Genomic DNA, 26,645 nt, shown 5'->3' on the forward strand with positions numbered 1-26,645 from the left:
CAAATTCGTGCCGCCTGCATTTTCCAAATTGCCTTATCCTTTCCGCATGGTCACCAGAGCACTTATCAACCCTTCGCAGTTGCGCTGGGCTCGGGTGCGCCTGGGTGCGACAATTGACGAAGTAGCACATCGCGCTGGTGTCAAGCCAGAGCAGCTATCGTTGTGGGAACAGAATGAGGGACGCCCCACATTTCGACAGGCGCAAACCTTGGCGCAGTCTCTGCATACGCCGTTTGGATACCTCTTTCTAGCAACGCCCCCAGCAGAAATACTGCCGCTTCCTGATTTGAGAACAGTTGCCGGAGCATCGGCTCCTCAACCCAGCGTCAACCTATTGGAAACAATTCGCATAGCGTTGCAGCGTCAAGAGTGGTTTCTTGAATATCTCAAGGACTATGAGCATGAAGCGCTCCCCTTTGTCGGGCGTTTCTCCATTGAAGCCGATCCTCGTGTGGTTGCTGCAGATATTCGTTCGACCCTCGACATTGACTTGGAACATGGACAACGGACTTGGGAAGTCTATGCCCGTGAGCTAATCGATGCGGCCGAGCGAGTCGGCATCTTGGTGATGAGAAGCGGGATCGTAGGCAACAACACCCATCGCAAGTTGGACGTTGGTGAATTCCGGGGGTTTGCAATCTCCGACCCACTGGCCCCTGTCATATTCATCAACTCGGCAGATGCACCTGCCGCAAGGCTGTTCACGTTTGTTCATGAGCTAGCGCATATTTGGGTTGGAACGAGCGGTATATCCAATTCCACTCCGGGAAACGGCAAACACGCAGAAGTATTCTGCAATGCAGTTGCAGGAGAGTTCCTCGTGCCTCGTGATATGTTTCTCAAACTTTGGAAGGCGCATACCGGTGAGATACCGGTACTGGTAGCAAATCTATCTCGACAATTTCATGTGAGCGGTTTGGTCATCATGCGTCGCGCGCTCGACTTGGGACTTATAAATAGAGACACATATTCGGACTATTACCTCACAACGCTCGCAAACTTCCGGCAGAAGGAAAGCAACGGAGGCAACTTCTATCGCACAGCGGGAGCAAAGAACAGCTTGCGCTTTGCTCAGGCAGTTGTTACAGAAGCGCTCAGCGGCAGACTCCTTCTCAGAGACGCTGGTCGATTGCTAGGCGTTCAGCCCGACAAAATTCGTGAATTCGCGGGGCAACTCGACATATGACCTATCTGCTGGATGCCAACACACTGATTGAAGCCAAGAATCGCTACTACCAAATGAACTTCTGCCCCGGATTCTGGGCATGGCTCGCACGTAGCAAGATGTCGGGTCACATTGGAAGTGTTGAAAGCATTGGGGCAGAGCTTCGCAGAGGCTCTGACGAACTAGCCATCTGGGCCAAGCAAGAATCTGATTTCTTTCTTCCTGAATCAGACGAAGATACACAGACATCTTTCGCAGAAATTGCCGGACATGTGGCCACGAAGGCAGGCCACATGAAAGCTGGAGCACTCGACGAATTTTTAAGCTGCGCAGATCCTTGGTTGATCGCAAAAGCAAGAGTGTTGAGATTCGCTGTCGTCACACACGAACGACTCAACACCGAAAGTCGGCGGAAATTCTTGATTCCCAATATCTGCCAACACTACGGCGTTGAATGCATCAATACTTTTGATTTGCTCAATCGGCTGAATGCTCGCTTCATCTTGCAATAGTGAACAAGCAACCTTGGCTCGTGCCAACACGCAAAAGATGCGTGCGCAAAATCACCCCTGCGCCGAAGCCGGCAATCCGAACGCACGGTCAAAGCACCAGTTGAACACGTAGGTGTAGCAGAGGAAGAACACCAGCAGCCCCGCTTCCATCACGGCGGCTTCCCAGAGGCCGACGTTGAACCACCAGGCCATGAGCGGGATGAGCACCAGCGCCAAACCGCCTTCAAAACCGATGGCGTGCGCGATGCGGCGGGCGATGGAGCGGCCGCGTACGGTCTGGCGGGCTTCCCATTTTTCGAACAGGGTGTTGAAGGTCACGTTCCAGAGAATGGCGATGGCGGACGCGGCCACGGCCATGCCGCCGGAATGGCCGGCGCTTTGGCCGATGGCCATGAACATCAGGCTGGCGGCGAGGATGGCGATGGTTTCGTACAGCGCGACGTAGATCACGCGGCGCTTGGGGCCTTGCAGACCGACGGGCGTCTTCTTGGTGGCTGCGCCCGGTTGCATTGTTGTTGTTTGACTCATGTCAGGTAGTATATGAGACCAAAATTGAATAAAAATGTCAGAACATTTCAGTTATTCTGATAAGTCCATTTCTGCCTGATTTCAGACTCCAAGGCACGCCCATGGCATTCACTTCCGACAATGTGCTGGTCTTTCTCGCCGTGCTCGACAACGGCTCGTTCTCGGCGGCGGCGCGCAAGCTGGAGCGCGTGCCGTCGGCGGTGAGCATGGCGATTGCGCAACTGGAGAGCGATCTGGATGTGCAGCTCTTCGACCGCAGCGGCAGCCGCGAGCCGCGCCCTACCGCTGCGGCGCGGGCGCTGGAGGCGCAGGCACGGCTGCTGGCGCAGCAGCTCGCGCAGCTCAACCGACAGGCCGAAGCGCTGCAGATGGGCCTCGAAGAACGGCTGACCTTCGCGATTGCGCCGGAGCTGCTGTCCACCAACTGGGCCGATGCGCTGACGCCGCTGATTGCGGAGTTTCCGGCGCTGGCCGTCGAAGTGCTGGCTGCGCCGCAAACCGATGCGCTGGAGCTGGTGCACAGCGGGCGCGCGCATCTGGCACTGGTGTTCGAGCGGCCTGCCATCGATGGGCGCGAGGAGTTTCAGGAGATGGGCCAGGAAACGCTGGTGGCGGTGATGTCGCCGCAGTACCGGCCATGGAAGCAGGCCGTCGAGGCGCAGGGTGCGGACAACGCCAGCCTGAGCGTGGAGCAGCTCGCACACACGCGGCAGATTCTGGTGGCCAGCCGCGATCCGCAGCAGACCGATCTGCGCTTTGTGTTCTCGCGCCAGCTGTGGCGCACCGACAGTCATCTGGCCGCGCTTTCGCTGATCAGCGCGGGGCTCGGCTGGGGGTGGCTGCCGCGCAGTCTGGTGGACTCGCACATTCACGCAGGTCTGCTGATGGAAATCCCGGTGGAAAACATCAGCAATGGCACTAACCTGTTCGTGGACTGGGTCTGGTCGCGCGAACGGGCGCTGGGCCTGGGTGCGCAGCGCTTCATCGCGCTGATGCAGGCGCGGCGCAAACAGCGCGTCGGATGATTTTGAAGACCGCCCTCAGAAGAAACAGATAGAAGGAAGACAACGAGCACATGAGCCCCACGAACCCATCGAAAAAAGCATCCGCCAAACCGACCGTCAAACCGCTTGCACAGCCCCGCCACATCGACAACGCGCTGCTCGCGGATGGTCGGTTGGTGCGGCTCACGGTGCACGAAGAGCGCATCACCCACATCGTGCCGATGAGCGATGCGCCCGCTGCCGATGGAGCGCTCGATCTGGCGGGCTTGCTGGTGCTGCCCGCGCTGTTCGACGGACATGTGCATCTCGACAAGACGCTGCACGGCCTGCCGTGGATGCCGCATGCAGCGGGGCCCACGCGCGCAAGCCGCATCGAGACCGAGTTGCGACTGATGCCATCGCTCACGCTGCCCACGGCGGAGCGCGCGGGGCACCTGATCCGCGCCTGCGCGGCGCATGGCACGGGCACGCTGCGCACGCATGTGGATGTGGAGCCGCACAACGGCCTCGCCGCCATGGAAGGCGTGCTGCAGGCGCGGCAGGATCACCGCGATTGGATGAACGTGCAGATCGTCGCGTTTCCGCAGGTGGGCGTGATGCGCTGCCCCGGCACGCTCGATCTGCTGGACACCGCGATGGCGCTTGGTGCCGATCTGGTCGGCGGCATGGACCCGTGCGAGGTCGATTGCGATCCGGCGGGGCAGCTCAACGGCATCTTCTCCATCGCTCACAAGCATGGCGTGGGCGTCGATGTGCATCTGCACGAGGCCAATGATCTCGGACTGTTCTCGATCCGCGAAATCTGCAAACGCGCCAAGGCACTCGGCATGCAGGGCCGCGTGACGGTGAGCCACGGTTTCTGTCTGGGGCAGGTGTCCGAATCGAAGGCGCGCGCGACGGCCGATCTGATGGCGGCTGCGGGCGTGCATCTGCTCACGCATGGCGCAGCGGCCGCGCCGCTTCCGCCGATTGCACTGCTGCGCGAGCATGGCGTGACGGTGTTTGCGGGCAACGACAACGTGCGCGACACCTGGTCGCCCTATGGCACGGGCGATGCGCTGGAGCGCGCCGCGCTCATCGGCTGGCGCGCGGACTGGCGCACCGATGCGCAGATGCACGAAGCCTTCGAGCTGATCACCACGGCAGCGGCGCGAGCGATGAATCTGCCGTTCACGGGCATTGACGAAGGCGCACCCGCAAGCTTCTTCGCCATCGCCGCGCAAAGCCTGCCGGAAGCGCTCGCCACTCATGCGCCGCGCGCGCTTGTCGTGCACAACGGCAAAGTCGTGGCGCGCAATGGCAAGGCTTGCGACAAGCCCCAGCCGCTCTGAGTTTTTTACAGCTGCAGGCTGATGCGGCCCACGCCGTCGAACTCCACTTCGATCAGATCGCCCGCACTCGCCTCCTGCAGCCCCACCCAACTGCCCGTCGTCACCACCGTGCCTGCGGGCACCGTGCCGTACTGCTGCGTGGCATGCGCGAGCCACTGCGGCAGCAGCCATGCGGGATCGGCCAGCGGATGCGTGCCGGTGCGCTCGATGTGTCGATCTCCGATGCGCGTGATGCAGCGCTGCTGCGTCCAATCGCGGCGCTCGTAAGCCACCCATTCGCCCAGCACCAGCGCGCCATGCACGCCCATGTCGGCCAGCTTGTGCAGCCCGCTCAAGGCTTCGAGCGGCTGTTGCCAGCGCGAATCCACCATTTCGATGGAGACCGTCATCGCGTCGATCAGCGCATGCGCCGATTCGTGCGTGAGCGCCGCAGCCATCTGCGCGGTCACGTCTTGCGAGAGACGCAGCGCGATTTCGGACTCCATCGCGCGGTGCTGAAAATGCCAGCCCCCGGCCTGCGCGGGTGACGACCACACGCCCGCATCGGCGAGCGGCGCGTGCATCAAAACGGCTTCACGGTTCGCGCCGCCGGACTTCCAGTGGCGCGGCACGGGCGTGGCAAACAGCGCAAGCGCATCGGCCACGCCGCGCTGCACGGCGTAGGCATCGGCCTCGGTTTGCAGCGCTTGGGGAAACAGGCTGGCATCTGCCAACGAGGCGCTGCGGCGCGCCTCGCACAGCGTGTCGATCATCGAAGAAAGGGTGTCGGTCATGCAGCGCATTGTGCCTCTGCGCGGGCGGCGAATACTTGCCTGCGCTCATCTGACAAATTGAGCATCCCCTGCACGCTGCAGACGAGAGGCAGACAATTCTCCTCTCGCAACCGCCCGCGCGCCGGGCCCGTTTGCACCCCATTCGCTTTTCGATCTCCCTGTTTTCCGAAGGAAAGACCCCTCATGTTCGACCGCCGCCGCTTTCTCGCGTCCAGCGCAGCCGTTGCCCTGCCCACCATGATTCCCGCCATCGCGCGTGCCGAAAAAGCCTGGCCCGCAGCGCGCACCATCCGCGTGGTGATTCCCTACGTGGCCGGTGGCGTGTCCGACTCGGTGGGCCGTCGCCTGCTGGAGCAGGTCGGCAAGGACCTCGGCCAGTCGATCATCGTGGACAACAAGGGCGGCGCGGGCGGCACCGTGGGCACAGGTGAAGTGGCGCGCGCCAAGGGCGACGGCTACACGCTGGCGCTCACCGCCATCAGCCCTGTCACGCTGATGCCGCATCTGATGAAGCTGTCCTACCAGCCCGACGACCTCGTCGCCGTCGTGCCGATGATGTACTCGCCCATCTACCTGATGGCCACCACCGCGTTCCAGGGCAAGACGCTGGAAGACGTGATCGCGCAGGCCAAGGCCAAGCCGGGCAGCATCCGCTGGGCGACTTCGGGCATCGGCTCGGTCGGCCACATCATGCTCGAGCAGATCCAGGCCAAGACCGGTGCCGAGTTCATTCACGTGCCCTACAAGGGTATCGCCCAGACCGTGACCGACGCGGCCAGCGCGCAGTTCGAGATCATGACCGGCAACCCGTTCGGCACCATCAACAGCCTGATCGAGCAGGGCAAGCTGCGCCTCTTGGCCACCACCGGCCCCAAGCGCGCGCCCAATCAGCCCAACGTGGCAACGCTGGCCGAAAAGGGCTTTGCCGAAGCCAACCTCACATCGATGTTCGGCTTCCTCGCGCCCAAGGGCACGCCCGCAGCCGTCATCGCCAAGCTGAACGCGGTGATCTCCAAGGAAGTCGCCACCCCCGCGATCCAGGAAGCCATGCACCACACCGACAACATCCCCATGCACCTGAGCGCAGCGGAATTCGAGGCGCTGCTGCAAAAGGAAAGCAAGAACAACGCATCCATCATCAAAAAGGCGAACATTTCGCTGTAAACGCCCCGGCTCGCCCCTCAGCGCTTGGGGCGAGCCTCAATAGACAGCGGGCGCAAAAGCCCGCAGCATGCGTGCTCCGAATCACAGTTGCTGGAGACACACGCATGCCCATCGATCGACGGAGTTTTCTGGTCCATTCCGGCGCACTCGCCCTGCCCTCTGCGCTGCTGGCGAACGCGGCGCGTGCCGAAAGCGCATGGCCCGAAGCCAAGCCGATTCGCGTGGTGATTCCGTATGCAGCCGGTGGCGTCACCGATTCGGTGGGACGCAAGTTGGTCGAGCAGGTGTCCAAGGTGCTCGGCCAATCCATGATCGTGGAGAACAAAGGCGGCGCAGGCGGCACCGTCGGCATGCAGGAAGTGGCCAAGGCCAGACCCGATGGCTACACGCTCGCGCTCAGCGCGATCAGCCCGCTCACGCTGTCGCCGCATCTGGGCAAGCTGGGCTATGACGCGAGCAAGGACATCGTCCCCGTCGCGCCCATGATGTATTCGCCCGTCTATGTGCTGGCGACGACGGCATTCACCGGCACAAGCTGGGAAGACCTGATCGCGCAGGCCAAGGCCAAACCGGACACGGTGCGCTTTGCGACCTCGGGCATCGGCTCGGTGGGCCACATCATGCTCGAGCAGATTCAGGCGAAAACTGGCGCAAAGTTCATCCACGTGCCCTACAAAGGCGTCGGCCAGACGGTGACTGACGCGGTGGGCGGGCAGTTCGAGATCATGACCGGTAACCCGTTCGGCACCATCAACACGCTGATCGAGCAAGGCAAGCTGCGCGTGCTCGCCACCACCGGCCCGCAGCGCGCGCCCAACCAACCGAACATCGCCACGCTGGCCGAAAAAGGCGTGCCCGAAGCCAACCTCACCTCGCTGTTCGGCTTCATGGCCCCGGCAGGCACCGCGCCGCCGATCATCGCGCGGCTCAACGAAGTGGTGCAGGCGCAGGTCGCAACCCCCTCCATTCAGGAGACCCTGCGCGCCACCGACAACGTGGGCCTGCGCCAGAGCGCAGCGGAGTTCGCCGAATTCCTCAAGCAGGAAAGCCGCAACAATGCGGAGATCATCAAGAAGGCGAACATCACGATGTAGTGCCTCGGGCAACTACAGCCCCACCATCCCCGGAATATGCGGCAGCGCGGCCTTCATCGCATCGACAAAGCGCCGCAGCCGCGCGGGATAGAAACTCGCATACGGATAAAGAATGCTCACCGGCAGTGGCGCGACCTCCCATTGCGGGGCGAGCGCCATCAGCCTGCCAGCCTGAATGTCCTCGTGCACCAGCCAGGCCGATGCCACGCAGGCGCCCAGCCCCTCGATGGCGGCGGCGCGCAGGGCGTAGAGGTTGTCGGTGATGAAGCGCGGCGCAATCTGGATGGTGTGTTTCGAGTTGGCATCGTCCACGCGCTGGAACTGCAACTCGCGCCGGTAGAAGGTGCTGATGGCGAGCCAAGGCAGTGCTTCGAGCTGCGCGGGAGATTCCCGCGTGTCGATCCGCCCGTCTGCCAACAAGGGCGGTGCGGCCACTGCGATGCGGCGCACCTGGGCGAGCGGCACGGTCACGACGGACTGGCCGGTGATGTCTTCCAGCGGACCGACATGGATCGCGCAATCGACACCCTCGGCCACGAAGTTGGGCGAGCGGTCATCGAGCCGCCATTCGACATTCACCTCGGGGCAACTGCGCAGGAATGCGGCGAGCGGTGCCACCAACTGGTCCTGCCCGAACGCGTGCGGCACCATCACGCGCAGGTTGCCACGCGGCTGCTCGCGCGGGCCGCGCAGGTCGGCCTCCATCTCGTGCCATTGGGCGACCAGCTGACGCGCGTTCTCGAAGCAGCGCGCACCGCCCTCCGTGAGCTGCATGCCGTGCGTGGAGCGCTGCAGCAGCTTGGTGCCAAGCAGGCGCTCCAACGTCTGCAGACGGCGGCTCATCGTCGGCTGGCTGGTGCCCAGTTGCTGCGCTGCAGCGGAGAGGCTGCCGGCCTCGACGATGCGGATGAAGCTGGACATCAGTTCCAGCCGGTCGGAGCCGGGTTGCGATGCGTCTGTCATGCGTTGAACGTATAAGCGATGTGCAGGCCAGCCTACTACACGGCAACCACTCCTGCCAAGACAATCCGGCTCAACGTCCTCATCCTCTTTCAGGATTCGACATGCCAGCCATACAGAACATGAATATCCAGACCACCGACCCCAGCGCCAACATCCCCGCCACCGTCAGCCCGCAGATCCTGCTTCTGCTGTCCGTGGCAACCGGCGTGAGCGTGGCATCGCTCTACTACAGCCAGCCGATGCTGGGCACGCTGGGCAGCGAACTGCAGGCGAACGAGCGGCTCACTGGCCTGGTGCCCACGCTCACGCAACTGGGCTACGCGCTTGGCATTCTGCTGCTCGCGCCGCTGGGCGACCGCTTCGATCGGCGCAGCATCATTCTCATCAAATCGATGCTGCTCGCACTTGCGCTGATCGTGAGCGGCATCGCGCCCGGTATCGATGCGCTGCTGCTGGCCAGCCTCGCGGTGGGCATTGCGGCGACCGTCACGCAGGACCTCGTGCCTGCCGCCGCCACGCTCGCACCGGCCAGCCATCGCGGGCGCATCGTCGGCATGGTGATGACCGGGTTGCTGCTGGGCATTCTGCTGTCGCGCGTGGTGAGCGGTTTCATCGCGCAGTGGTTTGGCTGGCGCACGGTGTTTCTGGCGGCTGCCGTGGCGGTGGCGCTGATCGGCGTGTCGCTGTGGCGCGGTCTGCCACGTTTTGCGCCCACCACGCAGGCCAGCTACGGCGCGCTGATGGGGTCGATGCTCACGCTGCTGCGCAAGCACTCTGCATTGCGCCGCGCCATGCTGGCTCAGGGCCTGCTCGCCGTGGGTTTCAGCGCCTTCTGGTCGATGCTGGCGGTGATGCTGCACCACCAGTTCGATCTGGGCAGCGCGGCTGCGGGCTCGTTCGGGCTGGTGGGCGCGGCAGGCGCGCTGGCCGCACCGTTCGCGGGGCGCATTGCCGACAAGCATGGTGCCGAGAGCGTCACCCGCCTGAGCGCTGCGGTGGCCGCTGCGTCGTTTGCGCTGATGTTTCTGCTGCCCTGGCTGCCGCAGCACGCCAAGCTCGCGCTGCTGCTGGTGAGCGCGCTGGGCTTCGACTTCGGCGTGCAGGCCTCGCTGGTGGCGCACCAGACCATCATCTACGGCATCGAGCCCGATGCGCGCAGCCGCCTGAATGCGCTCTACATCACGGGCGTGTTCGTCGGCATGTCCAGCGGCGCGGCTCTGGGCGGCGTGGCCATGTCGCACTGGGGCTGGACGGGCGTGGTGGCGCTGGCCACGGCGGCTTCGTGCGCGGCGCTGGCGGTGCGCATGATCCGTCGGTGAAATCCCACAAGCGCAAGGCAAACAGCTCGCGCATACTGGGCGCTTTCTACCTTTGAGTCCAGACACGGCGATGACACAGCAGCAAAGCAATCCGTTCGACATCGACAACAAGGCCACGCGCGAGCTGTGGAAGAAGTGGCAACCTGATTTTCGCGAGAAGGGCAAAGACAAAGGCGACTTCAAGCTCGCCGATTTCGACCCCGCCGCCAAACCGTTTTCCAAGGGTGAGAAGGCCGACAACAAGGCGCTGATCGAACAGATTGCCGAGCAGCTCGATCCGCTGCAACAGGTGTTCTATGCTGACCGCCGCTTCAAGCTGCTGGTGATTCTGCAAGGCATGGACACCTCGGGCAAGGACGGCACGGCGCGCGGCGTGTTCGGCGAGATGAGCCCGCTCGGCGTGCGCTCGGTGAGCTGGAAAGCGCCCACCGAGCTGGAGCGGTCGCACGACTATCTCTGGCGCATCCACCAGCAGGTGCCGGGCGCAGGCGAGGTGGTGATCTTCAACCGCAGCCAGTACGAGGACGTGCTGGTGCCGGTGGTCAACCAATGGATCACGCCCGAGCAGCAGCAGGCGCGCTACGAGCACATCAACCAGTTCGAGAAGATGCTCACCGACAACGGCACGGTGATCCTCAAGTTCATGCTGCACATCAGCAAGGACGAGCAAAAAAAGCGCTTGCAGGAGCGGCTGGACGATCCGTCCAAGCACTGGAAATTCGACATGGGCGACATCGAAGTGCGCAAGCAATGGGACCAGTACCAGCGCGCCTACGAGCAGTTGCTGCCCGCCACGCACACGGCCTGGGCACCGTGGACCATCGTGCCCGCAGATTCCAAAACCCACCGCAATCTGATGATTGCCACCCTCACCAAGGAGGTGCTCGAGAACCTGAAGCTCCAATATCCGGAAGGTGATCCGCAGTTGTCCCACTTCACCGTCGAGTAGCGCACCCCAAGTCCACGCCATGGGCCGTCCGCAACGTTATGCGTTTGAGACATAACAACGATACAGAGCGGCCTTGGACAGGATTTCACGGCAGGAATACAGTGCGACTCGTCGGTTCCCATTCGACAATCCACGCAAGGCAAACCCATGTCCAAATCCAAAGACACTCCTGTTGCTTCCCACCCGCTTCCGTCGTACCTCGACGCCAACCACCTCGGTCCGTGGGGCAACTATCTCCAACAGGTCGATCGCGTAACGCCCTACCTCGGCTCCCTCGCGCGCTGGGTGGAAACCTTGAAGCGCCCCAAGCGCATTCTGATCGTTGACGTGCCCATTGAACTGGACAACGGCACCATCGCTCACTTCGAAGGCTACCGCGTGCAGCACAACCTGAGCCGCGGCCCCGGCAAGGGCGGCGTGCGCTTCCACCAGGACGTGACGCTCTCCGAAGTGATGGCACTGTCTGCATGGATGAGCGTGAAAAACGCTGCCGTGAACGTACCCTACGGCGGTGCCAAGGGCGGTATCCGCGTCGATCCACGCAAGCTGTCCATGCCCGAACTGGAGCGCCTCACCCGTCGCTACACCAGCGAAATCGGCATGATGATCGGCCCCTCCAAGGACATCCCCGCGCCCGACGTGAACACCAACGGCCAGATCATGGCGTGGATGATGGACACGTACTCCATGAACACCGGCGCCACCGCCACCGGCGTCGTCACCGGCAAGCCCATCCATTTGGGCGGCTCCCTCGGCCGCGTGGAAGCCACCGGCCGCGGCGTATTCACCGTCGGCATTGAAGCCGCCAAGCTCTCCGGCATGAACATCCAAGGTGCCAAGGTGGCAGTGCAAGGCTTCGGCAACGTAGGCGGCACAGCAGGCAAACTTTTTGCCGAAGCAGGCGCACATATCGTGGCCGTGCAAGACCACACCGGCACCATCCACAACGCCAAAGGCATGGACGTGCAAGCCCTGCTCGAACACGTCGCCAAGACCGGCGGCGTAGGCGGCTTCGCAGGTGCTGACAAGATGGAAAGCGACGCCTTCTGGGGCGTGAACTGCGACATCCTCATCCCCGCAGCGCTGGAGAGCCAGATCACCAAGGACAACGCTGGCAAGATCAAGGCCAAGCTGGTCATCGAAGGCGCCAACGGCCCGACCACTCCCGAAGCCGACGACATCCTCGCCGACAAGGGCGTGCTGGTCCTCCCCGACGTGATCGCCAACGCCGGCGGCGTGACGGTCTCGTACTTCGAATGGGTGCAGGATTTTTCGAGCTTCTTCTGGACCGAAGACGAAATCAACGCCCGCCTCGTGCGCATCATGCAAGAAGCTTTCGCAGGCGTCTGGGCCGTTGCACAAGAGCACAAGGTGACACTGCGCACAGCGACCTTCATCGTGGCCTGCAAGCGCATCCTCCACGCCCGCGAAATGCGCGGTCTGTATCCTTGATCCGACAAGTTCAGATCACAACGAAGGCGGCTCAAGGGCCGCCTTTTTCATGCCAAAAAGCAACTGGTATTCGGATCCCACAGCAAACGCAGCAGCGAGCAGAGCACCTGAATCACCAGCCACAATGATGAGATAGGCCCTCAGGCTAGGCGTGAAGCCGCAGACAGTATCGTGATACGGCAAGGCTTCCACAACGACGCATGAGGGCCTATATCGTCATCTCAAAACGAAGACTGCCAACGCCCCAGCCAAACCCCAAGTCCGTCACTCCGCCCAATCAATCACTCATCAAACGAACCAATTTCAAGATTCCGCAGTGAAGCCGATCTTCTTGATCAACGGAGCCCATCGCTCGCTATTGGCTCGTTGGGACGCGAGCATCTCTTCGGGCGACGACGGCGTGGCGGTCAGCCCCATGGTGGCGAGCGAAGAGACGACTGCCTCGTCCTTCAGCGCCACGCGCAGCGCCTCGTTGGCCGATCGCACGATCACGGCAGGCGTGTTGGCTGGCGCGTAGAAACCGAACCACTCCTCGCTGCTGAGCATGGGAAAGCCCTGTTCGGCAAACGTCGGCACATCGGGCGTGAACACGGTGCGCTGCGGTGCCGATGTGGCCAGCAGGCGCAGCTTGCCGGCCTTGTAGTGCGGCAGCAGATCGCCCGTGGTGGTGAACATCACCGGGATCTGGCCGGCGACCAGATCGGCGATGCCCGGCACTGCGCCGCGATACGGCACCTGGGTGAGCGGGAGTTTGCTTTCGATGCCGAGCAACGCGCCGAGAAAGTGCGAGGTCGATCCGGCAGCGGGCGAGCCGTAGCTGGCGTATTGCGGATTGGCGCGCACCCAGGCCACGTAGTCGCCCACGGTCTTCACCGAGGGCGGCACGAGCGGGCCCACCGCCATGGCTTGCGTGGTGGTGGCGGCGATGCCCACGGGCACGAAATCGGCCACCGGGTCGTAGGGCAGCTTCTTGTAGACGTAAGGGTAGATCACCATGCACGAGTACGGCGTGCAGAGCAGGGTCTGGCCGTCGGCGGGCGCGCTCTTGACGGTGGCGCAGGCGATCTGCCCGCCCGCGCCGGAGCGGTTGTCGACGATGGCCATGTCGGCGAAGTTGCCGCCCATTTTTTCGGCCACGCGGCGCGCGACCAGATCGGTCGTACCGCCGGGCGCAAAGCCGACGACGATCTTGGTGGACTTGAGTTTTTCTGCGCGCGCCTGCAGCGGCAGCGTCAAGGAAGAAGCGGCGGCGACAGCAGCCGCACTGGCTGCAACGAAATCACGACGATGGATCATGGAGTGCTCCAGCTTTCACTTGGAAAGTTTTGGTTTTTTGAAAAACGAAAATCAAAAACTCAGGTGGCGCAGTAGCCGCCATCCACCGGCAGCGTGACGCCCGAAATGCAGGCTGCTTCTTGTGAAGCGAGAAACCGCACGGCGTTGGCCACGTCGTCCGGGTGGGTCGTGCGGTGCAGCGGCACGCGCGCCAGAAAGGCTTCAAGCGCCACGGGATCGCTGCGCATGGAACTGGTCATGTCGGTGTCGGTGATGCCCGGCGCGACCGCGTTCACGCGCACGCCGTCCGCGCCCAGCTCCAGCGCGAGTGCCTGCGTGAGCTGTTTGACGCCGCCCTTCGATGCCGTGTAGGCCACCGAATTGCGCACCGCGACATACGCATGGATCGACGCCACGTTGACGATGCAGCCGCGCGTGGTCTTGAGCTGCGGGGTGAAGGCCTGCGCCGCGTTGAAGCAGCCATCGAGGTTCACGGCCATCGTGCGCTGCCAGTGCGCGAGCGCATCGCTCGCCAGCAGATCACCGCGCAGCAGCACGCCCGCGTTGCTCACCAGCACATCGCATTTGCCAAGGCGCGAAGCCACGCGCAAGGCCACGTCGTGCATGATCAGGTTGTCGCTCACGTCGGCGACGATTTCGAGAATGTCCGGCCCGTGCGCGCGCACCACGGCGGCGGACTTGCGCAGCCGCAGCGCCTCGACATCGATCATCGCCACGCGCGCGCCTTCGCTGGCAAAGCGGTGCGAAATCGCAAGGCCGATGCCCTGCGCTGCACCGGTCACCACCACGGTCTTGCCCTCGAAACTCATGCCGGTGCTCCGCTGTGCTTTGCTTTGCTCTTCGTTCGTTCGATCAACGCTGCAGGAAAGCCAGCGTGCGTTCGCGCGCCAGATTCGCCGCAGCCGCGTCGTAGTGCTCGCCGTTCGGACGCGCAAATGCGTGGTCGCAACCGGGGTAGACATGGGCGGGCATTTCGGCCTGCACGGCGGCGTTCTTCAGGATGACTGCGCGCGCCTCGGCAGGTACAAAGCCGTCCTTCTCCGCGATGTGCAAGAGGCACGGTGCGGCGGCCACTTTCTCTGCGGGAATCAGGCCTTCCAGACCCACGCCGTAGTAGCTCACCGTCGCGTTGATCTTGGTGGACAGCGCCATCATCACCGCGAGTCGACCGCCCAGGCAGTAGCCCAGTGCGCCCACGAATTCGCCCTTGCCCTGCGCGACGAACCACTCGCGTGCGGCGTCCAGATCGCGCACGGCCTGCTCCTGGTCCATCGCCATCATCAGGTCGATACCCTGCTTGAATTCTTCGGGCTTGGTCGGGTCGAGCTGAATGCCGGGCTTGCTGCGCGCGAACAGGTCGGGCACCACCACGTCGAAGCCCTCGGCGGCCCACGCATTGGCTGCTGCCTGCATGGCGGGGTTGATGCCGAAGATTTCCTGGATCAGCACCAGCGGACGGCCTGCGCCCTTGGTGCTGGGCACGTACAGCGCGGGCATGGCGAAGCCGTCGGAAGTCTTGAGTGTGATGAAGTTCATGGAAGTGTCCTTTTCAAACGTTGGAGATGCACGCGCGCACGGCCTGTGGATCAGTCATCAGCCTCTACGCCGTACTGCGCTTGCTTTGAAGTTCAATGGAAATCAGCGCCGGGTTGTGTACCGAGCGCACGTATTCGATCAGCGATCCGTCCTGCGCATACAGCCACGCCTGCACCTGCAGCGCCGCCGTGTTGACGGGCAGATCCAGCACCTGGGCGATGCGCTCGTCGAGCACGCAGGCGCTGATGCGGTGGCGAATCTCGTGCACGCCGATGCCGTACAGGCGCTCGACGAACAGGTAGACAGCGTCGAACTCATTCTTGAGAAATGGCGTGACGCCTGCGTATTTGTTGTCCAGATAGACCTTGGTCCAGGTCGAATGGGCGGTCTGCCCCTGCAGGCGGCGCACGCCCTCGACGGCAAGCCAGTAACCCGTGGCGCTTTCGATGCCCGCCAGCCCATCATCGGGCACGCCTTCGAGCGTGGCGATGTCCAGCGCGCGCATGCTGGTCTGTCCGGCCAGTCGCAGCGTGCTCTCCAGACCATCCATCTGCTGCACGTAGCTGCTCGCCATCTCGCCTGCGATCACGCGGGTGCCGACCTTGCGCACGCGCTGGATCATGCCGCCCTTCTCGAGAATGTCGAGCGCCAGACGCAGCGTCACGCGGCTCACGCCCAACTGCCGCGCCAGATCCAGTTCCTTGGGCAGCACGGTGCCGACGGCGATCTTGCCCGATGCGATCTGCGCAATCAGGGTCTGGCTGACCTTGCGGTACAGCGGCTCGGCGACGGGTGATTCAGGCTTGGAGTTCATAAGGTTAAGACTTAATATTTTAGATAGAACCATTTACCCAAATACTAGGGTTTTCATCTATACCTATGGGCACGGTTTCCTACAGTTCCTGAAAAAACTGGCTCGGCGTCTGCCCGAATTGCTTGCGGAACATGGTGGCGAAGGCGCTCGGACTCTCGTAGCCGAGCGCGAGCGCCACGTCGATCACCTTCTGCCCGGTGGCCAGCAGCTCCAGCGCATGCAGCAGCCGCGCTTGCTGCCGCCACTGGCCAAAGGTCATGCCGGTCTCCTTGGTGAACAGGCGCTGGATCGTCTTCACGTCGATGGCCAGGCGCTCGGCCCAATCGGCCATGGTGGACGAGTCATCGAGCCGCCGCTGCAAGTGCTCGCAGATCTGCGCGAGCCGCACATCGCTCGGCATGTGCAGGTGCAGCGGCAGCACCGGCAGCGCGCGCAGCTCGTCCAGAATCAGCCGCATGAGCCGCCCGTCGCGCGTGTTGTGCTGATAGGGCTGCTGCACATCCTGCGCCGCGCGGATCAACTCGCGCAGCAGCGGCGAGATGCCGACCGCCTGCGTCGCATCGAGCAGCTTCGGCCCCGCGTCGGGCCGCACCAGCAGGCTGCGCATGTGCACCTCGCCCACGCAGCGGATCTCGTGCAGCACGCCCGACAGCACCCAGATGGCACGCGTGGGCGGCACCACCCATTGGCCGCCCTCGGTCTTCACCACCATCACGCCGCGCACGGCATAGATGAGCTGGTGCTTGTTGTGCGCGTGCGGCGCGATGTACCAGCCCGCCGGGTAATCGGTGGCGCGGCAGTTGATGGGCGCGGACAGGGCTTCGATCTCCTTCAGAGACTCCGGCAAAGGCTTGGGCTGGTGAATGGTGTTCATGTCCTTTTTGCGAAGGTTGATGGCTGATTGGCGCGAGACAGGCGCTCCAGTATCGCCGAACATCCACCCATCGCATTCCGTCTTCGCCATTCCAAAAAACATGACAACGACCTCCTCCGAAGCCACCCTGAGCGCGGGCTCCAGCACCACCGCGCCTCAGCCCACAGCGCCAAAGGCCAAACCCGCGTTCGGCGTGCTCGCCTCGATCAGCGGCGCGCACATGGTCAACGACATGATGCAGTCGCTGATCCTTGCGATGTACCCCATTCTCAAGGGCGAGTTCTCGCTGTCGTTCATGCAGATCGGCCTGATCACGCTGACCTACCAGCTCACCGCGTCGCTGCTGCAGCCGCTTGTGGGCCTGTTCACCGACAAGAAACCGCTGCCTTATTCGCTGCCCTTCGGCATGACCTCCACGCTGATCGGCCTGATCCTGCTGGCCTTTGCCCCGAGCTTTGGCATGGTGCTGCTGGCCGCCGCCTTCGTCGGCGTCGGCTCGTCGATCTTCCATCCCGAATCGTCGCGCATCGCGCGCCTCGCGTCGGGCGGGCAGCACGGTCTCGCGCAGTCGGTGTTTCAGGTAGGCGGCAATGCAGGCACGGCGATTGGCCCGCTGCTGGCGGCGCTCGTCATCGTGCCGTTCGGTCAACGCAGCGTGGCCTGGTTTGCGCTCGCCGCACTGGCGGGCATCTTCGTGCTCACCAAGGTCAGCCGCTGGTACGCGACGCACCACATCGCCAACGCCGCGCGCAAGACGGCTCAAGCGGTGGCTGCGCCCTACCCACGCAACGTGGTACTCGGCGCCATCGCCGTGCTGCTGGTGCTGATCTTCTCCAAGTACTTCTACATCGCGGGCCTGAGCAGCTTCTACACCTTCTACCTGATCGAGAAATTCGGCCTCTCGGTGCAAAGCGCGCAGATGCACCTGTTCTACTTCCTGTTCGCCTCGGCCGTGGGCACCGTGCTCGGCGGCCCCGTCGGCGACCGCATCGGCCGCAAGCCCGTCATCTGGGCATCCATCCTCGGCGTCGCACCCTTTGCACTGATGCTGCCGCACGCCGACCTGTTCTGGACAACCGCCTTCACCATCATCATCGGCCTCGTGCTCTCGTCCGCGTTCTCCGCGATTCTGGTCTACGCACAGGAACTCATGCCCGGCAAGGTCGGCATGGTGTCAGGCCTGTTCTTTGGATTCGCCTTCGGCATGGGCGGCCTCGGCGCAGCCGTGCTGGGCATTCTGGCCGACCGAACGAGCATCGACTTCGTGTACCACGCGATTGCGTACTTGCCGCTGCTCGGTGTGGTGACGATCTTGCTGCCCAGAAGTCCGAAGAAAAAGACGACTTGAATTCGGATCTGGATCTGGAGCCCGGTTTTCCAACAGCGCCCTTCGCAGCACGCAGATCACTGGAATCACCCACCCCAATGGTGAGATGAGGCCTCAGGCTAGGCGCGAAGCCGCAGACAGTACTTTGGTACGGCAAGGCTTCTGCAACGACGCATGAGGCCTCATATCGCCACCTCCGCACGACAAGCGAACAAAGCCAAAAGCATCAGCAGCAGACCGAAACCACCTGCGCGGGCTGCTTGCTCAAGCTGACGTATACGTGACCGACGCCGCTGTCGAAATACGCGGCTTCGTGCTTGCCGAGTTCGACGCTCTCACCGTTCTCGAACACCACGCGCACGCGGCCCGAGAGCACCATCACGAACTCCTGGCCCGGATGGCGAATGGTCTCTGAAAAATCGCCCGGCTCGCGCGCATTGATCATCGCGACCAGAGGCTGCATCTTCTTGCCGGGGAAGGCCCCGCACAGCACGCTGTATTCGTACTGATCGGTCTCGTAGCGCTGCACGTCCTCGAAACGGTCCTTCACGACCGTGGGCTGCTCGGCAGCCGGTTCTGCCGACGCCTGGCCCGCCATGAAGAGACGCGTCATGTCGATATCCAGCGCGGTGCCGAGCTGCAGCACCTTTTCGTAGCTGAGCGCAATCTGCCCGCGCTCGGCCTTGGAGATGGTGGACACCGCCAGGCCGCTGGCAGCTGCCACCTGCTGCAAAGTGAGCCCGCGCTCCTTGCGGGCCTTGCGGATCTTCAGCCCCACCTCGTGTTTTCCGGCGAGCGCGGCATCGGCGGTACGAGCCCCGGGGAGCACTTCTGCGAGTACTTTGTTGGCGGTGGATTTCTGGGTGGAGCGATTCATCCGCGCATTTTATGGGTGCCGCTTTTGCCGCGTGCTTTCAGCGCACGCGATTCAGCGTGTCCTGCGAGCGATTGCGCGACATGCGAATCCAGCCGACCAGACCCAGCGCCATCAGCACAAAACCGATGTAGCCGTAGATCGGATACACCAGCCCCACCAGCTTGATGAAGCCCACGAAGCTGCCTGCCAGCGCGACCACGCCCGCCACAGCGGTGCCGATGCGGAACTGGCGTGTGCCTGCGGGCACGATGCGCGCCATGAAGGCGTAGAGCATGCCGACAGCGGTGTTCAGAATCATGCCGAAGATCACCAGCGACATGAGGTGACCCAGCCATGGCGAGATCTGCGTGGCGATCGACAGCATGGGCATCGACAGACCGCCGATGGTGTCCATGCGCAGGTACATGGCCGCTGCGATCAACAGCATCAGCACGCTGAGCAGCAGACCACCCATGATGCCGCCCCACAGCGCCACCTTGCGCGAGCTGGCCTGGCCGCCCATGATGACCAGAAACGGCATGCCCGCCACGGTGTTGTACGACACATAAAGCAGCGCGGCCACGAGCCACTGGCTGGCGCCCTTGGGCTGCGTTTCTGCGGCCACCTGCAGAGCGGCGTAGTCGGGATGCGGCGTCATCAGCACATAGCCCGCGACGACGATGGTCATGAACATCAGGAACGGCGTGACCGCGCCGATGAACGAGATGACGCTCGCCACATCAAGGCACACGATGAGCACCGTGGCGATGGTCGCGATCACGCTGCCCCACACCTCGGGAACGCCCAGCCACTGATTGAGCAGCGAGCCCGCGCCCGCCAGCATCACCACGGTGATGGCGAACAGGAAGAAGGTGATCAGCACATCGAACACCAGGCCCAGATGCTTGCCCAGCATGGCGTTGACGACTTCCTTGTGCGAGTTGGCAAGCAGGCGCTGGCCCATGGTCGAGAACGCCATCGACAGCAGCACGAACACGATGCCCGCCACCACGCAGCCCACCAGCCCCATGGCTCCGAAACTTGCGAAGAACTGCAGGATCTCCTGCCCCGAGGCGAAGCCCGCCCCCACGATCACACCGACGAACGCGCCGGCTATCTTGCTGACTTCCTTGAATGAACTCATGTCTCTAGTCTCTCTCTTCTGGATGGTTGGATTGATTTGAATATGGAAAAGTCCGGGCAGACCTCGGCCTACCCTCCCCGCGTTTGGAGAGGGGTGGTGCCGAAGACGTTGGATCAGAGGATCAGTTGAAACGCGCAGGACTCAGCTTGGCTGCATCAACGCCATGCTCCGTCACCGACTCAGGCAACGTTTCACGCAACAGCAGCGCACAAGCTGTGGCCGATGCGCCAGCAGCGGTCTGAATGCCATAACCGCCTTGTCCCGCAAGCCAGAAGAAGCCTTCCACCTTGGGGTCCCAGCCGATCACGAAATCGCCATCGGGTGCGAAGCTGCGCAGCCCTGCCCACACATGGTTGGGGCGGCGAATGCGCAGACTGGTCAGCTCTTCGATCGCGTGGATGCCCATCGCCACGTCCAACTCTTCAGCTACCACGTCGTGCGCGGGAACCGGGTCTGCATTGGCGGGCGAGCCGAGCAACTGGCCTGCATCGGGCTTGAAATAGAAGCTCTCGTCCACGCCGATGACCACGGGCCATGCGTGCGCGTCCACGCCTTCTGGCGGGTTGAACGTGAAGGCCGTGCGGCGCTTGGGTTGGATGTTGAGCGGCTTGGCTCCGCACACTTGCGCAACGGCATCGACCCACGCGCCGGATGCGTTGACCACGGCACGCGCCTTCACCACATCACCACCGGGCAAGCTGAGCGACCACACGCCCGTTGCCGCATCGCGCTCGGCCTTGAGCAGCTCGGCGTTGCAGCGCAGCGTGGCGCCCTTCTCGCGCATGCCGCGCAGAAAGCCCTGATGCAGTTCGGCCACGTCGATGTCGGTGGCGGCCTTGTCGTGCACCGCGCCGATGAGCTTGGCTTCATCAAGCACCGGCACCATTTCCTTGGCGCGCGCGGCGGAGATCATCTCGGCTTCGAGGCCGTCTTTCAGATACATCGCCAGCGCGTCGTCGAGCAACTGCTGCTGACCATGCTGGCCCACATACAGCACATCGCGCGCAGGCAGCAGCTCGTTGGTGCAGAAGCCTTCGGGCGGATTCGTGTAGAAGCCACGGCTGGCGCGGGTCAGCGCGCGGATCTGGTCCGTGCCGTAGCTCTCCATGAACATCGCGGCGGAGCGACCGGTGGAGTGGTAGCCGGGTTGCGATTCGCGCTCCAGCACGATCACGCAAGCCCCCTTTTGCGCGAGACGGTAGGCCACGGAAGCCCCCGCCATGCCCGCGCCGATCACGGCAAAGTCGAGCACGTTGTCAGTCATAGCAGTCCATTTTGAAAATTTTCCAATGAGAAAATTATCGCATTGGAAAATTCTTGACGGCATCGTGGTTTTCCACCATTCGCTGTCCGGTACTTGAAAAGGGGGCTCCGAGGGCTCAGTTAAGCTGTTTGAAGCGGGCAGTTTCCGCCCGACAAGGACCGACCCAAGTGACCTCGCAAACCTCGCCCAAGCCATACCCGATCCGCGACTTCTTCAAGAACCCCGAGCGCGGCTACTACCGCCTGAGCGATGACGGCAAGGCGCTGGGCTTCATGCAGCCCTCGGGCGAAGCGCGCCGCATGAACCTGTTCGTGCAAACGCTCGACGGCGAAAAACTCGTCGGCGAACCGCGCCAGCTCACGCACGAGACCGAACGCGATCTCGCGGGCTACGTGTTCAAGGGTAACGACGTGGCGCTGTTCTCCAAGGACTTCGGCGGCGACGAAAACTTCCACGTGCTGGCCGTGAACACGCGCACCGGCACGTCGCTGGACCTCACGTCAGGCGACCAGGTGCGCGCCAGCATCGAGGACGATCTGGAAGACGACGCCGACCACGTGCTCATCAGCCACAACCAGCGCAACCCCGAAGTGTTCGACGTGTACCGCGTGAACATCCACACCGGACACGCCGAGCGCGTGGCCGAGAACCCCGGCAACATCATCGGCTGGCAGACCGACCACGCAGGCAAGCTGCGCGCAGCCGTGGCCAGCGACGGTCTGATGAGCGTGGTGCTGTACCGCGACGACGAGTCGCAGGAATTCCGCCCCATCATCGAAACCGACTTCCGCGTGAACGTCGGTCCCGCGTTCTTCGATTTCGACAACAAGAACCTGTACCTCTACAGCGCACGCGGCCGCGACAAGATGGCGTTCGTGCGCATCGACCCGGCAAGCCCCGACGACGAACAGCTCATCTACGCCAATGACGAAGTCGACCTCGACGGCGTGGGCTACTCGCACCAACGCAAGGTGCTCACCGCCGCGAGTTATCAGACCGACAAACTGCACCACCATTTCTTCGACGAACAGACCCGCAAAATCCACGAACAGCTTGCGCGCCAACTGCCCGGCTACGAAGTGCACCTGCAAGCGAGCAACAAGAACGAAGACGTGTTCATCGTCGCCGCCGTGAACGACCGCACGCCCGGCAAACGCTATCTGTACGACGCGAAGCGCGACGCGCTCACGCTGCTCAGCGAAATGAACCCCGCCATCGCCGAAGCCGACATGGCGCACATGCAACCGGTTCAATACCAAAGCCGCGACGGCCTGACCATCCACGGCTACCTCACGCTGCCACCGGGCCGCAAGCAGGGCGAAAGACTGCCCGTGGTCATCAACCCGCATGGCGGCCCGTGGGCGCGTGACAGTTGGGGCTTCAACTCCGAAGTCCAATTCCTCGCCAACCGCGGCTACGCCGTGCTGCAAATGAACTTCCGCGGCTCCACCGGCTATGGCCGTGCGTTCTGGGAAGCGAGCTTCGGTCAATGGGGTTTGAGCATGCAGGACGACATCACCGATGGTGTCGAATGGCTGATCCAACAAGGCATTGCCGATCCCAACCGGATTGCGATCTACGGCGCGAGTTACGGCGGTTATGCGACGCTCGCCGGGGTCACGTTGACGCCTGATCTGTATGCCGCTGCGGTGGACTATGTGGGTGTGTCGAACCTGTTCACTTTCCTTGGAACCATCCCGCCTTACTGGAAGCCGATGCTCGACAAAATGCAGGCCATGGTGGGCGATCCTGTGGCTGACAAGGCGCGGCTTGAGGCTACTTCACCAGCGCTGTTGGCTGATCGAATCAAGGCGCCGTTGTTCGTTGCGCAGGGGGCGCAAGATCCTCGTGTGAACAAGGCCGAGAGCGATCAGATGGTGTCGGCGCTGCGTGCGCGCGGTGTGGAAGTCGAGTACATGGTGAAGGACAACGAGGGGCACGGCTTTCACAATGACGAGAACAAGTTTGAGTTTTATGAGGCGATGGAGAGGTTTCTTTCCTTGCATTTGAAGTTGTGATTTTTTTGGAGGCCGCTGGCCGGGTGTTCGCCCCGGCGGGCGAGTAACTTTTTGCTTGCGCCAAAAAGTCACCAAAAATCGCTTTTCAATACCCACGATAGAACTCACTTTGCGCCGTAGGCGCTCCGTTCGGGCAACTATCGTGAGTCAGACCAAAAGCTGGGGAGGGCGCTGCTGCACTCTGCGATGCAGCAGCGGAGGCGCAAGTATCGCGACGGAAAAAATCGACGTTTGAGCACGAGAGTTCAATTCGCCATGCGGCTTGCACCCAAGCATCTCGCGCAGTCGCGAGATGCAGCACGAGCAACGCGAAGTGCCGAATCGCACCTCTTATGAAACCACTGACTCGCGGCGGTTGCCCGAACGGAGAGCCCTCCGGGGCTCGCAGTGAGTTCTGCCGCGTGACCCCGAATTCAAAGCGCTTTTTGGTGACTTTTTGGCGCAAGCAAAAAGTTACTCGCCCGCCGGGGCGAACTCCCGGCACCCGTAAGCAAACCCCCAGCAGAAGCCAAAAAATCAAAAAATCAAAGAATCAAAACAACAACGGCTTAACCCTCTCAGCAGCCCGCCGAAGCGCCGGCACCACAGCCAACGCAGCCCCAAAATCCATCCGCGCAGTAGGCGCATGCAACGCCATGGTCGCGCGACACTCCCCCTTGTCATCCAGGATAGGCACAGCCATCCCGATCAACCCCAGCATGAACTCGTCGCGTTCAAAAGAGTAGCCATCCGCACGGATCTTCTCGCACGCCGCTTCGAGGGCATCGCGTGAAGTGAGCGTGTGTTCGGTGAACTGGGTGAAGCTCGAGTGCGCCAACACCGTCGCGCGCTTGGCGGGCGTCATCATCGCGATGTACATCTTGCCGCTGGCCGTGGCGTGCAGCGGCACGTACGAGCCCGCTTCGAACTGCGTGCGCAGCGGCCAATGCGTTTCCACGCGGTCGAGATAGCGCACCTTCAAGCCTTCGAGCACGGTGAGGTTGCAGGTCTCGTCGATCTCCTTGACCAGCTCCGCGAGGATGCTGTGGCGCAGTTCGCGGCGCGGGTCGGTCTTGAGGGTCGCCAGCGCCAGTTTCAGCAGACGCGGGCCGGGTTGAAAACTGCGGTCATTCACATCGCGCGTGAGCCAGTGCTGGGCTTCGAGATTGCTGCACATGCGCGAGGCCGTGGCCTTGGGCAAATTGAGTGCGCTGGCCACATCCATCAATCCCGCACGGCCCGACTGGGCCACGAAATCGAGCACGGACAAGGCGCGCTCGGACACCGATATTGGCTCGCTTCCAGCCTCCGTCTCAAGCGGCGCATCCGCGCTGGTGGTGGCGGTGCTGGTGGCTGCTGCGGGCTTTTTGGTCGGCATGGGATGCGATGTGAAGAGTCGGGGACTTCGGGTTTTTTCTCATTGTACGTGTCGCTTTTGGGCTTACAGTTTCACCAAAAGGAACAATAAGTTCCATTCAGTGAAACTGAAATAAAGGAGACAAAACAACATGAGCAGTTCCAACAGCTCCCCTTCAAAGACCTACGACTACATCGTCGTGGGCGCGGGCTCGGCCGGCTGCGTGCTGGCGGCTCGGCTGAGCGAGGATCCGCGCAATCAGGTGCTGCTGCTCGAGGCCGGACCGCCCGATCGCTCGCCATGGATTCACCTGCCCATCGGCTACGGCAAGACGATGTGGAGCCCGGTCTACAACTGGAAGTTCGAGACCGATCCCGACCCCAACATGAATGGTCGCCGCATCTACTGGCCGCGTGGCAAGACGCTGGGCGGATCAAGCTCGATCAACGGCCTGATCTACATCCGCGGCCAGGCCGAGGACTACGACCATTGGGCGGAGCTGGGCAACGAGGGCTGGTCGTTCGAGGACGTGCTGCCTTACTTCATCAAGTCCGAGGGCAACGAACGCGGCGACAGCCAGTTCCACGGCGGCAAGGGGCCGCTGCAGGTCTCGGACATCGGGGCCAAGCACGAGCTGATCGAGGCCTTCATCGCCGGCGCGCAAGAGCGGGGCGTGCCGCGCACGAACGACTTCAATGGGGCATCGCAGGAAGGCGCGGGCTACTACCAGCTCACCACGCGCAACGGCCTGCGCTGCAGCACGGCCAAGGGCTATCTGACCGAGGCCAAGCGACGCCCGAATCTGCACATCGAGACCGATGCGCAGGCCACCGGTCTGGTGATGCGCGGCAAGCGCGTGGTGGGTGTGAACTACGTGCAGCACGGCCAGCAGAAAGCCGCGATGGCGGGCGGCGAAGTCGTGCTGTCCGCAGGCGCAATCCAGTCACCACAACTGCTGCAACTCTCGGGCATCGGGCCACGCGCGCTGCTGGAAGATCTGGGTGTGCCGGTTGCGCACGATCTGCCCGGCGTGGGTGAGAACCTGCAGGACCATCTGCAGATTCGCCTGAGCTACGAATGCACCAAGCCGATCACGACGAATGACCAGCTCAACACGCTGTTCGGTCAGGCCAAGCTGGGACTGGAGTGGTTGATCCACCGATCCGGTCCGCTGGCGGTCGGCATCAATCAAGGCGGCTGCTTCATGCATGCGCTGCGTGATGAGCAGGGCAAGCCGGTCACGAAGACGCCCGACATCCAGTTCCACGTCTCCACGCTGTCGGCCGACATGGCGGGCGGCAAGGTGCATCCGTACTCGGGCTTCACGATGTCGGTGTGCCAGTTGCGCCCCGAATCGCGCGGCTACGTGCGCATTCGCTCGCGCGATGCGCTGCAGCCGCCGAGCATGCAACCCAATTATCTCGATACCGATCTGGACCGCCGCACCAACGTGGCGGCGGTTCGTGCAGCACGCGCCATTGCCCAGTCGCAGGCCATGGCGCCCTACGTGAAGAGGGAGGTGAAACCGGGCCCGCCGGCCCAGAGCGATGAGGAATTGCTGGAGTTCTGCCGCAACAACGGCGCCACGATTTTTCACCCCAGCGGCACCTGCCGCATGGGCCGCGACGCCATGGCCGTGGTCGATTCAAGACTGCGCGTTCATGGCGTGAAGGGCATCCGCGTCGTGGATTGCTCTGTCATGCCCACACTCGTGTCGGGCAATACCAATGCGCCTGTCGTGATGATGGCCGAAAAGGCGGCCGACATGATTCGCGAAGACGCAAGGCAACTTGCAGCCGCGTGAGCGAAAGGCTCGCGCGGGCACCGGGATTCCATCAGAGAAAAGACAACGGCGACAGGACGCGAACGCTGCGGGGCTTCTGACTGCTCCACGAACAGACAGTTGTTCAGCGCTCGCCTTCATGC

The 26,645-nt window shown here is 62.8% G+C and carries 24 protein-coding genes; 12 read left to right on the plus strand and 12 right to left on the minus strand.

Annotation, left to right across the window (positions count from 1 at the left end; all coding sequences use genetic code 11):
• Positions 1 to 7: 7 nt before the first annotated feature.
• Both G7048_RS10715 and G7048_RS10720 read left to right on the plus strand, forming a co-directional pair.
• Entirely contained in the window at positions 8 to 1,186 is a 1,179-nt protein-coding gene (locus G7048_RS10715) for an ImmA/IrrE family metallo-endopeptidase (protein ID WP_240933242.1), read from the plus strand.
• Positions 1,183 to 1,677 (plus strand): DUF4411 family protein, encoded by a 495-nt coding sequence (locus G7048_RS10720; RefSeq protein ID WP_166068129.1) that lies wholly within the window; start codon positions 1,183 to 1,185, stop codon positions 1,675 to 1,677. The genes G7048_RS10715 and G7048_RS10720 overlap by 4 nt, the downstream gene beginning before the upstream one ends.
• Before the next feature lie 51 nt (positions 1,678 to 1,728).
• Here G7048_RS10720 and G7048_RS10725 read toward each other — a convergent pair whose 3' ends face one another.
• A complete protein-coding gene (locus G7048_RS10725; protein ID WP_166068130.1) occupies positions 1,729 to 2,187 on the minus strand; it encodes a PACE efflux transporter in 459 nt (152 codons plus the stop codon).
• Between the two features lie 119 nt (positions 2,188 to 2,306).
• On the opposite strand from G7048_RS10725, the gene G7048_RS10730 reads away from it, so the two are divergent.
• Both G7048_RS10730 and G7048_RS10735 read left to right on the plus strand, forming a co-directional pair.
• Positions 2,307 to 3,230, plus strand: a complete 924-nt coding sequence (locus G7048_RS10730) for a LysR family transcriptional regulator (RefSeq protein ID WP_166068131.1) — start codon at positions 2,307 to 2,309, stop codon at positions 3,228 to 3,230.
• 50 nt (positions 3,231 to 3,280) lie between these two features.
• Entirely contained in the window at positions 3,281 to 4,540 is a 1,260-nt protein-coding gene (locus G7048_RS10735; RefSeq protein ID WP_166068132.1) for an amidohydrolase, read from the plus strand.
• Positions 4,541 to 4,545: 5 nt separating this feature from the next.
• Here the strand turns inward: G7048_RS10735 and G7048_RS10740 are convergent, their stop codons facing one another.
• Positions 4,546 to 5,313 (minus strand): fumarylacetoacetate hydrolase family protein, encoded by a 768-nt coding sequence (locus G7048_RS10740; RefSeq protein WP_166068133.1) that lies wholly within the window; start codon positions 5,311 to 5,313, stop codon positions 4,546 to 4,548.
• A gap of 183 nt (positions 5,314 to 5,496) precedes the next feature.
• Between G7048_RS10740 and G7048_RS10745 the strand changes: the two genes are divergently transcribed.
• A complete protein-coding gene (locus G7048_RS10745; protein ID WP_166068134.1) occupies positions 5,497 to 6,477 on the plus strand; it encodes a tripartite tricarboxylate transporter substrate binding protein in 981 nt (326 codons plus the stop codon).
• 104 nt (positions 6,478 to 6,581) lie between these two features.
• Positions 6,582 to 7,571, plus strand: coding sequence for a tripartite tricarboxylate transporter substrate binding protein (locus G7048_RS10750; RefSeq protein ID WP_166068135.1), 990 nt, complete (start codon positions 6,582 to 6,584; stop codon positions 7,569 to 7,571).
• A 12-nt stretch (positions 7,572 to 7,583) separates the two neighbouring features.
• Here G7048_RS10750 and G7048_RS10755 read toward each other — a convergent pair whose 3' ends face one another.
• Positions 7,584 to 8,534 (minus strand): LysR family transcriptional regulator, encoded by a 951-nt coding sequence (locus tag G7048_RS10755; protein WP_166068136.1) that lies wholly within the window; start codon positions 8,532 to 8,534, stop codon positions 7,584 to 7,586.
• A 101-nt stretch (positions 8,535 to 8,635) separates the two neighbouring features.
• On the opposite strand from G7048_RS10755, the gene G7048_RS10760 reads away from it, so the two are divergent.
• The 3 genes from G7048_RS10760 to G7048_RS10770 all read left to right on the plus strand — a co-directional run bounded on the left by G7048_RS10760 (position 8,636) and on the right by G7048_RS10770 (position 12,254).
• Complete coding sequence (locus G7048_RS10760; RefSeq protein WP_166068137.1) at positions 8,636 to 9,853, plus strand: MFS transporter; 1,218 nt, start codon at positions 8,636 to 8,638, stop codon at positions 9,851 to 9,853.
• A 70-nt stretch (positions 9,854 to 9,923) separates the two neighbouring features.
• On the plus strand, positions 9,924 to 10,802 hold the full coding sequence (locus G7048_RS10765) for a PPK2 family polyphosphate kinase (RefSeq protein ID WP_166068138.1): 879 nt from the start codon (positions 9,924 to 9,926) through the stop codon (positions 10,800 to 10,802).
• A gap of 147 nt (positions 10,803 to 10,949) precedes the next feature.
• Complete coding sequence (locus tag G7048_RS10770) at positions 10,950 to 12,254, plus strand: Glu/Leu/Phe/Val dehydrogenase (protein WP_166068139.1); 1,305 nt, start codon at positions 10,950 to 10,952, stop codon at positions 12,252 to 12,254.
• A gap of 303 nt (positions 12,255 to 12,557) precedes the next feature.
• On the opposite strand, the gene G7048_RS10775 is transcribed toward G7048_RS10770, so the two are convergent.
• The 5 genes from G7048_RS10775 to G7048_RS10795 form a co-directional block, all read right to left on the minus strand.
• Positions 12,558 to 13,550 (minus strand): Bug family tripartite tricarboxylate transporter substrate binding protein, encoded by a 993-nt coding sequence (locus G7048_RS10775; RefSeq protein ID WP_166068140.1) that lies wholly within the window; start codon positions 13,548 to 13,550, stop codon positions 12,558 to 12,560.
• A 59-nt stretch (positions 13,551 to 13,609) separates the two neighbouring features.
• Positions 13,610 to 14,359, minus strand: a complete 750-nt coding sequence (locus tag G7048_RS10780; protein WP_166068141.1) for an SDR family NAD(P)-dependent oxidoreductase — start codon at positions 14,357 to 14,359, stop codon at positions 13,610 to 13,612.
• A gap of 43 nt (positions 14,360 to 14,402) precedes the next feature.
• Complete coding sequence (locus G7048_RS10785; RefSeq protein WP_166068143.1) at positions 14,403 to 15,086, minus strand: dienelactone hydrolase family protein; 684 nt, start codon at positions 15,084 to 15,086, stop codon at positions 14,403 to 14,405.
• Positions 15,087 to 15,150: 64 nt separating this feature from the next.
• On the minus strand, positions 15,151 to 15,900 hold the full coding sequence (locus G7048_RS10790) for a GntR family transcriptional regulator (protein WP_166068144.1): 750 nt from the start codon (positions 15,898 to 15,900) through the stop codon (positions 15,151 to 15,153).
• 79 nt (positions 15,901 to 15,979) lie between these two features.
• Positions 15,980 to 16,774, minus strand: a complete 795-nt coding sequence (locus G7048_RS10795; RefSeq protein WP_166068145.1) for a helix-turn-helix domain-containing protein — start codon at positions 16,772 to 16,774, stop codon at positions 15,980 to 15,982.
• A 100-nt stretch (positions 16,775 to 16,874) separates the two neighbouring features.
• On the opposite strand from G7048_RS10795, the gene G7048_RS10800 reads away from it, so the two are divergent.
• On the plus strand, positions 16,875 to 18,122 hold the full coding sequence (locus G7048_RS10800) for an MFS transporter (RefSeq protein WP_166068146.1): 1,248 nt from the start codon (positions 16,875 to 16,877) through the stop codon (positions 18,120 to 18,122).
• Between the two features lie 205 nt (positions 18,123 to 18,327).
• Here the strand turns inward: G7048_RS10800 and G7048_RS10805 are convergent, their stop codons facing one another.
• The 3 genes from G7048_RS10805 to G7048_RS10815 form a co-directional block, all read right to left on the minus strand.
• Positions 18,328 to 18,930: a helix-turn-helix domain-containing protein gene (locus tag G7048_RS10805; protein ID WP_166070915.1), complete on the minus strand. Its 603-nt coding sequence runs from the start codon at positions 18,928 to 18,930 to the stop codon at positions 18,328 to 18,330.
• Between the two features lie 85 nt (positions 18,931 to 19,015).
• A complete protein-coding gene (locus G7048_RS10810) occupies positions 19,016 to 20,101 on the minus strand; it encodes a hypothetical protein (RefSeq protein WP_166068147.1) in 1,086 nt (361 codons plus the stop codon).
• A gap of 121 nt (positions 20,102 to 20,222) precedes the next feature.
• Positions 20,223 to 21,365 carry an FAD-binding oxidoreductase gene (locus G7048_RS10815; protein ID WP_166068148.1) on the minus strand — a complete coding sequence of 381 codons (1,143 nt, stop codon included), beginning with the start codon at positions 21,363 to 21,365 and terminating at the stop codon, positions 20,223 to 20,225.
• A gap of 167 nt (positions 21,366 to 21,532) precedes the next feature.
• On the opposite strand from G7048_RS10815, the gene G7048_RS10820 reads away from it, so the two are divergent.
• On the plus strand, positions 21,533 to 23,383 hold the full coding sequence (locus G7048_RS10820; protein ID WP_240933243.1) for a S9 family peptidase: 1,851 nt from the start codon (positions 21,533 to 21,535) through the stop codon (positions 23,381 to 23,383).
• Between the two features lie 532 nt (positions 23,384 to 23,915).
• Here G7048_RS10820 and G7048_RS10825 read toward each other — a convergent pair.
• Positions 23,916 to 24,740, minus strand: a complete 825-nt coding sequence (locus tag G7048_RS10825) for an IclR family transcriptional regulator (RefSeq protein WP_166068149.1) — start codon at positions 24,738 to 24,740, stop codon at positions 23,916 to 23,918.
• A 130-nt stretch (positions 24,741 to 24,870) separates the two neighbouring features.
• On the opposite strand from G7048_RS10825, the gene G7048_RS10830 reads away from it, so the two are divergent.
• Positions 24,871 to 26,523, plus strand: coding sequence for a GMC family oxidoreductase (locus G7048_RS10830; RefSeq protein WP_166068150.1), 1,653 nt, complete (start codon positions 24,871 to 24,873; stop codon positions 26,521 to 26,523).
• Positions 26,524 to 26,645: the final 122 nt, after the last annotated feature.

This window comes from Diaphorobacter sp. HDW4B (assembly GCF_011305535.1).
Lineage (GTDB): Bacteria > Pseudomonadota > Gammaproteobacteria > Burkholderiales > Burkholderiaceae_C > Diaphorobacter_A.

Bases quoted from the DNA above. Each gene is read 5' to 3' on its own strand.
- G7048_RS10800 (WP_166068146.1), top strand. From the start codon at position 16,875: ATGACAACGACCTCCTCCGAAGCCACCCTGAGCGCGGGCTCCAGCACC.
- G7048_RS10795 (WP_166068145.1), bottom strand. From the start codon at position 16,774: ATGAACACCATTCACCAGCCCAAGCCTTTGCCGGAGTCTCTGAAGGAG.
- G7048_RS10775 (WP_166068140.1), bottom strand. From the start codon at position 13,550: ATGATCCATCGTCGTGATTTCGTTGCAGCCAGTGCGGCTGCTGTCGCC.
- G7048_RS10815 (WP_166068148.1), bottom strand. From the start codon at position 21,365: ATGACTGACAACGTGCTCGACTTTGCCGTGATCGGCGCGGGCATGGCG.
- G7048_RS10720 (WP_166068129.1), top strand. From the start codon at position 1,183: ATGACCTATCTGCTGGATGCCAACACACTGATTGAAGCCAAGAATCGC.
- G7048_RS10750 (WP_166068135.1), top strand. From the start codon at position 6,582: ATGCCCATCGATCGACGGAGTTTTCTGGTCCATTCCGGCGCACTCGCC.
- G7048_RS10830 (WP_166068150.1), top strand. From the start codon at position 24,871: ATGAGCAGTTCCAACAGCTCCCCTTCAAAGACCTACGACTACATCGTC.
- G7048_RS10745 (WP_166068134.1), top strand. From the start codon at position 5,497: ATGTTCGACCGCCGCCGCTTTCTCGCGTCCAGCGCAGCCGTTGCCCTG.
- G7048_RS10770 (WP_166068139.1), top strand. From the start codon at position 10,950: ATGTCCAAATCCAAAGACACTCCTGTTGCTTCCCACCCGCTTCCGTCG.
- G7048_RS10755 (WP_166068136.1), bottom strand. From the start codon at position 8,534: ATGACAGACGCATCGCAACCCGGCTCCGACCGGCTGGAACTGATGTCC.
- G7048_RS10785 (WP_166068143.1), bottom strand. From the start codon at position 15,086: ATGAACTTCATCACACTCAAGACTTCCGACGGCTTCGCCATGCCCGCG.
- G7048_RS10730 (WP_166068131.1), top strand. From the start codon at position 2,307: ATGGCATTCACTTCCGACAATGTGCTGGTCTTTCTCGCCGTGCTCGAC.
- G7048_RS10810 (WP_166068147.1), bottom strand. From the start codon at position 20,101: ATGAGTTCATTCAAGGAAGTCAGCAAGATAGCCGGCGCGTTCGTCGGT.
- G7048_RS10765 (WP_166068138.1), top strand. From the start codon at position 9,924: ATGACACAGCAGCAAAGCAATCCGTTCGACATCGACAACAAGGCCACG.
- G7048_RS10780 (WP_166068141.1), bottom strand. From the start codon at position 14,359: ATGAGTTTCGAGGGCAAGACCGTGGTGGTGACCGGTGCAGCGCAGGGC.
- G7048_RS10725 (WP_166068130.1), bottom strand. From the start codon at position 2,187: ATGCAACCGGGCGCAGCCACCAAGAAGACGCCCGTCGGTCTGCAAGGC.
- G7048_RS10760 (WP_166068137.1), top strand. From the start codon at position 8,636: ATGCCAGCCATACAGAACATGAATATCCAGACCACCGACCCCAGCGCC.
- G7048_RS10740 (WP_166068133.1), bottom strand. From the start codon at position 5,313: ATGACCGACACCCTTTCTTCGATGATCGACACGCTGTGCGAGGCGCGC.
- G7048_RS10735 (WP_166068132.1), top strand. From the start codon at position 3,281: ATGAGCCCCACGAACCCATCGAAAAAAGCATCCGCCAAACCGACCGTC.
- G7048_RS10825 (WP_166068149.1), bottom strand. From the start codon at position 24,740: ATGCCGACCAAAAAGCCCGCAGCAGCCACCAGCACCGCCACCACCAGC.
- G7048_RS10790 (WP_166068144.1), bottom strand. From the start codon at position 15,900: ATGAACTCCAAGCCTGAATCACCCGTCGCCGAGCCGCTGTACCGCAAG.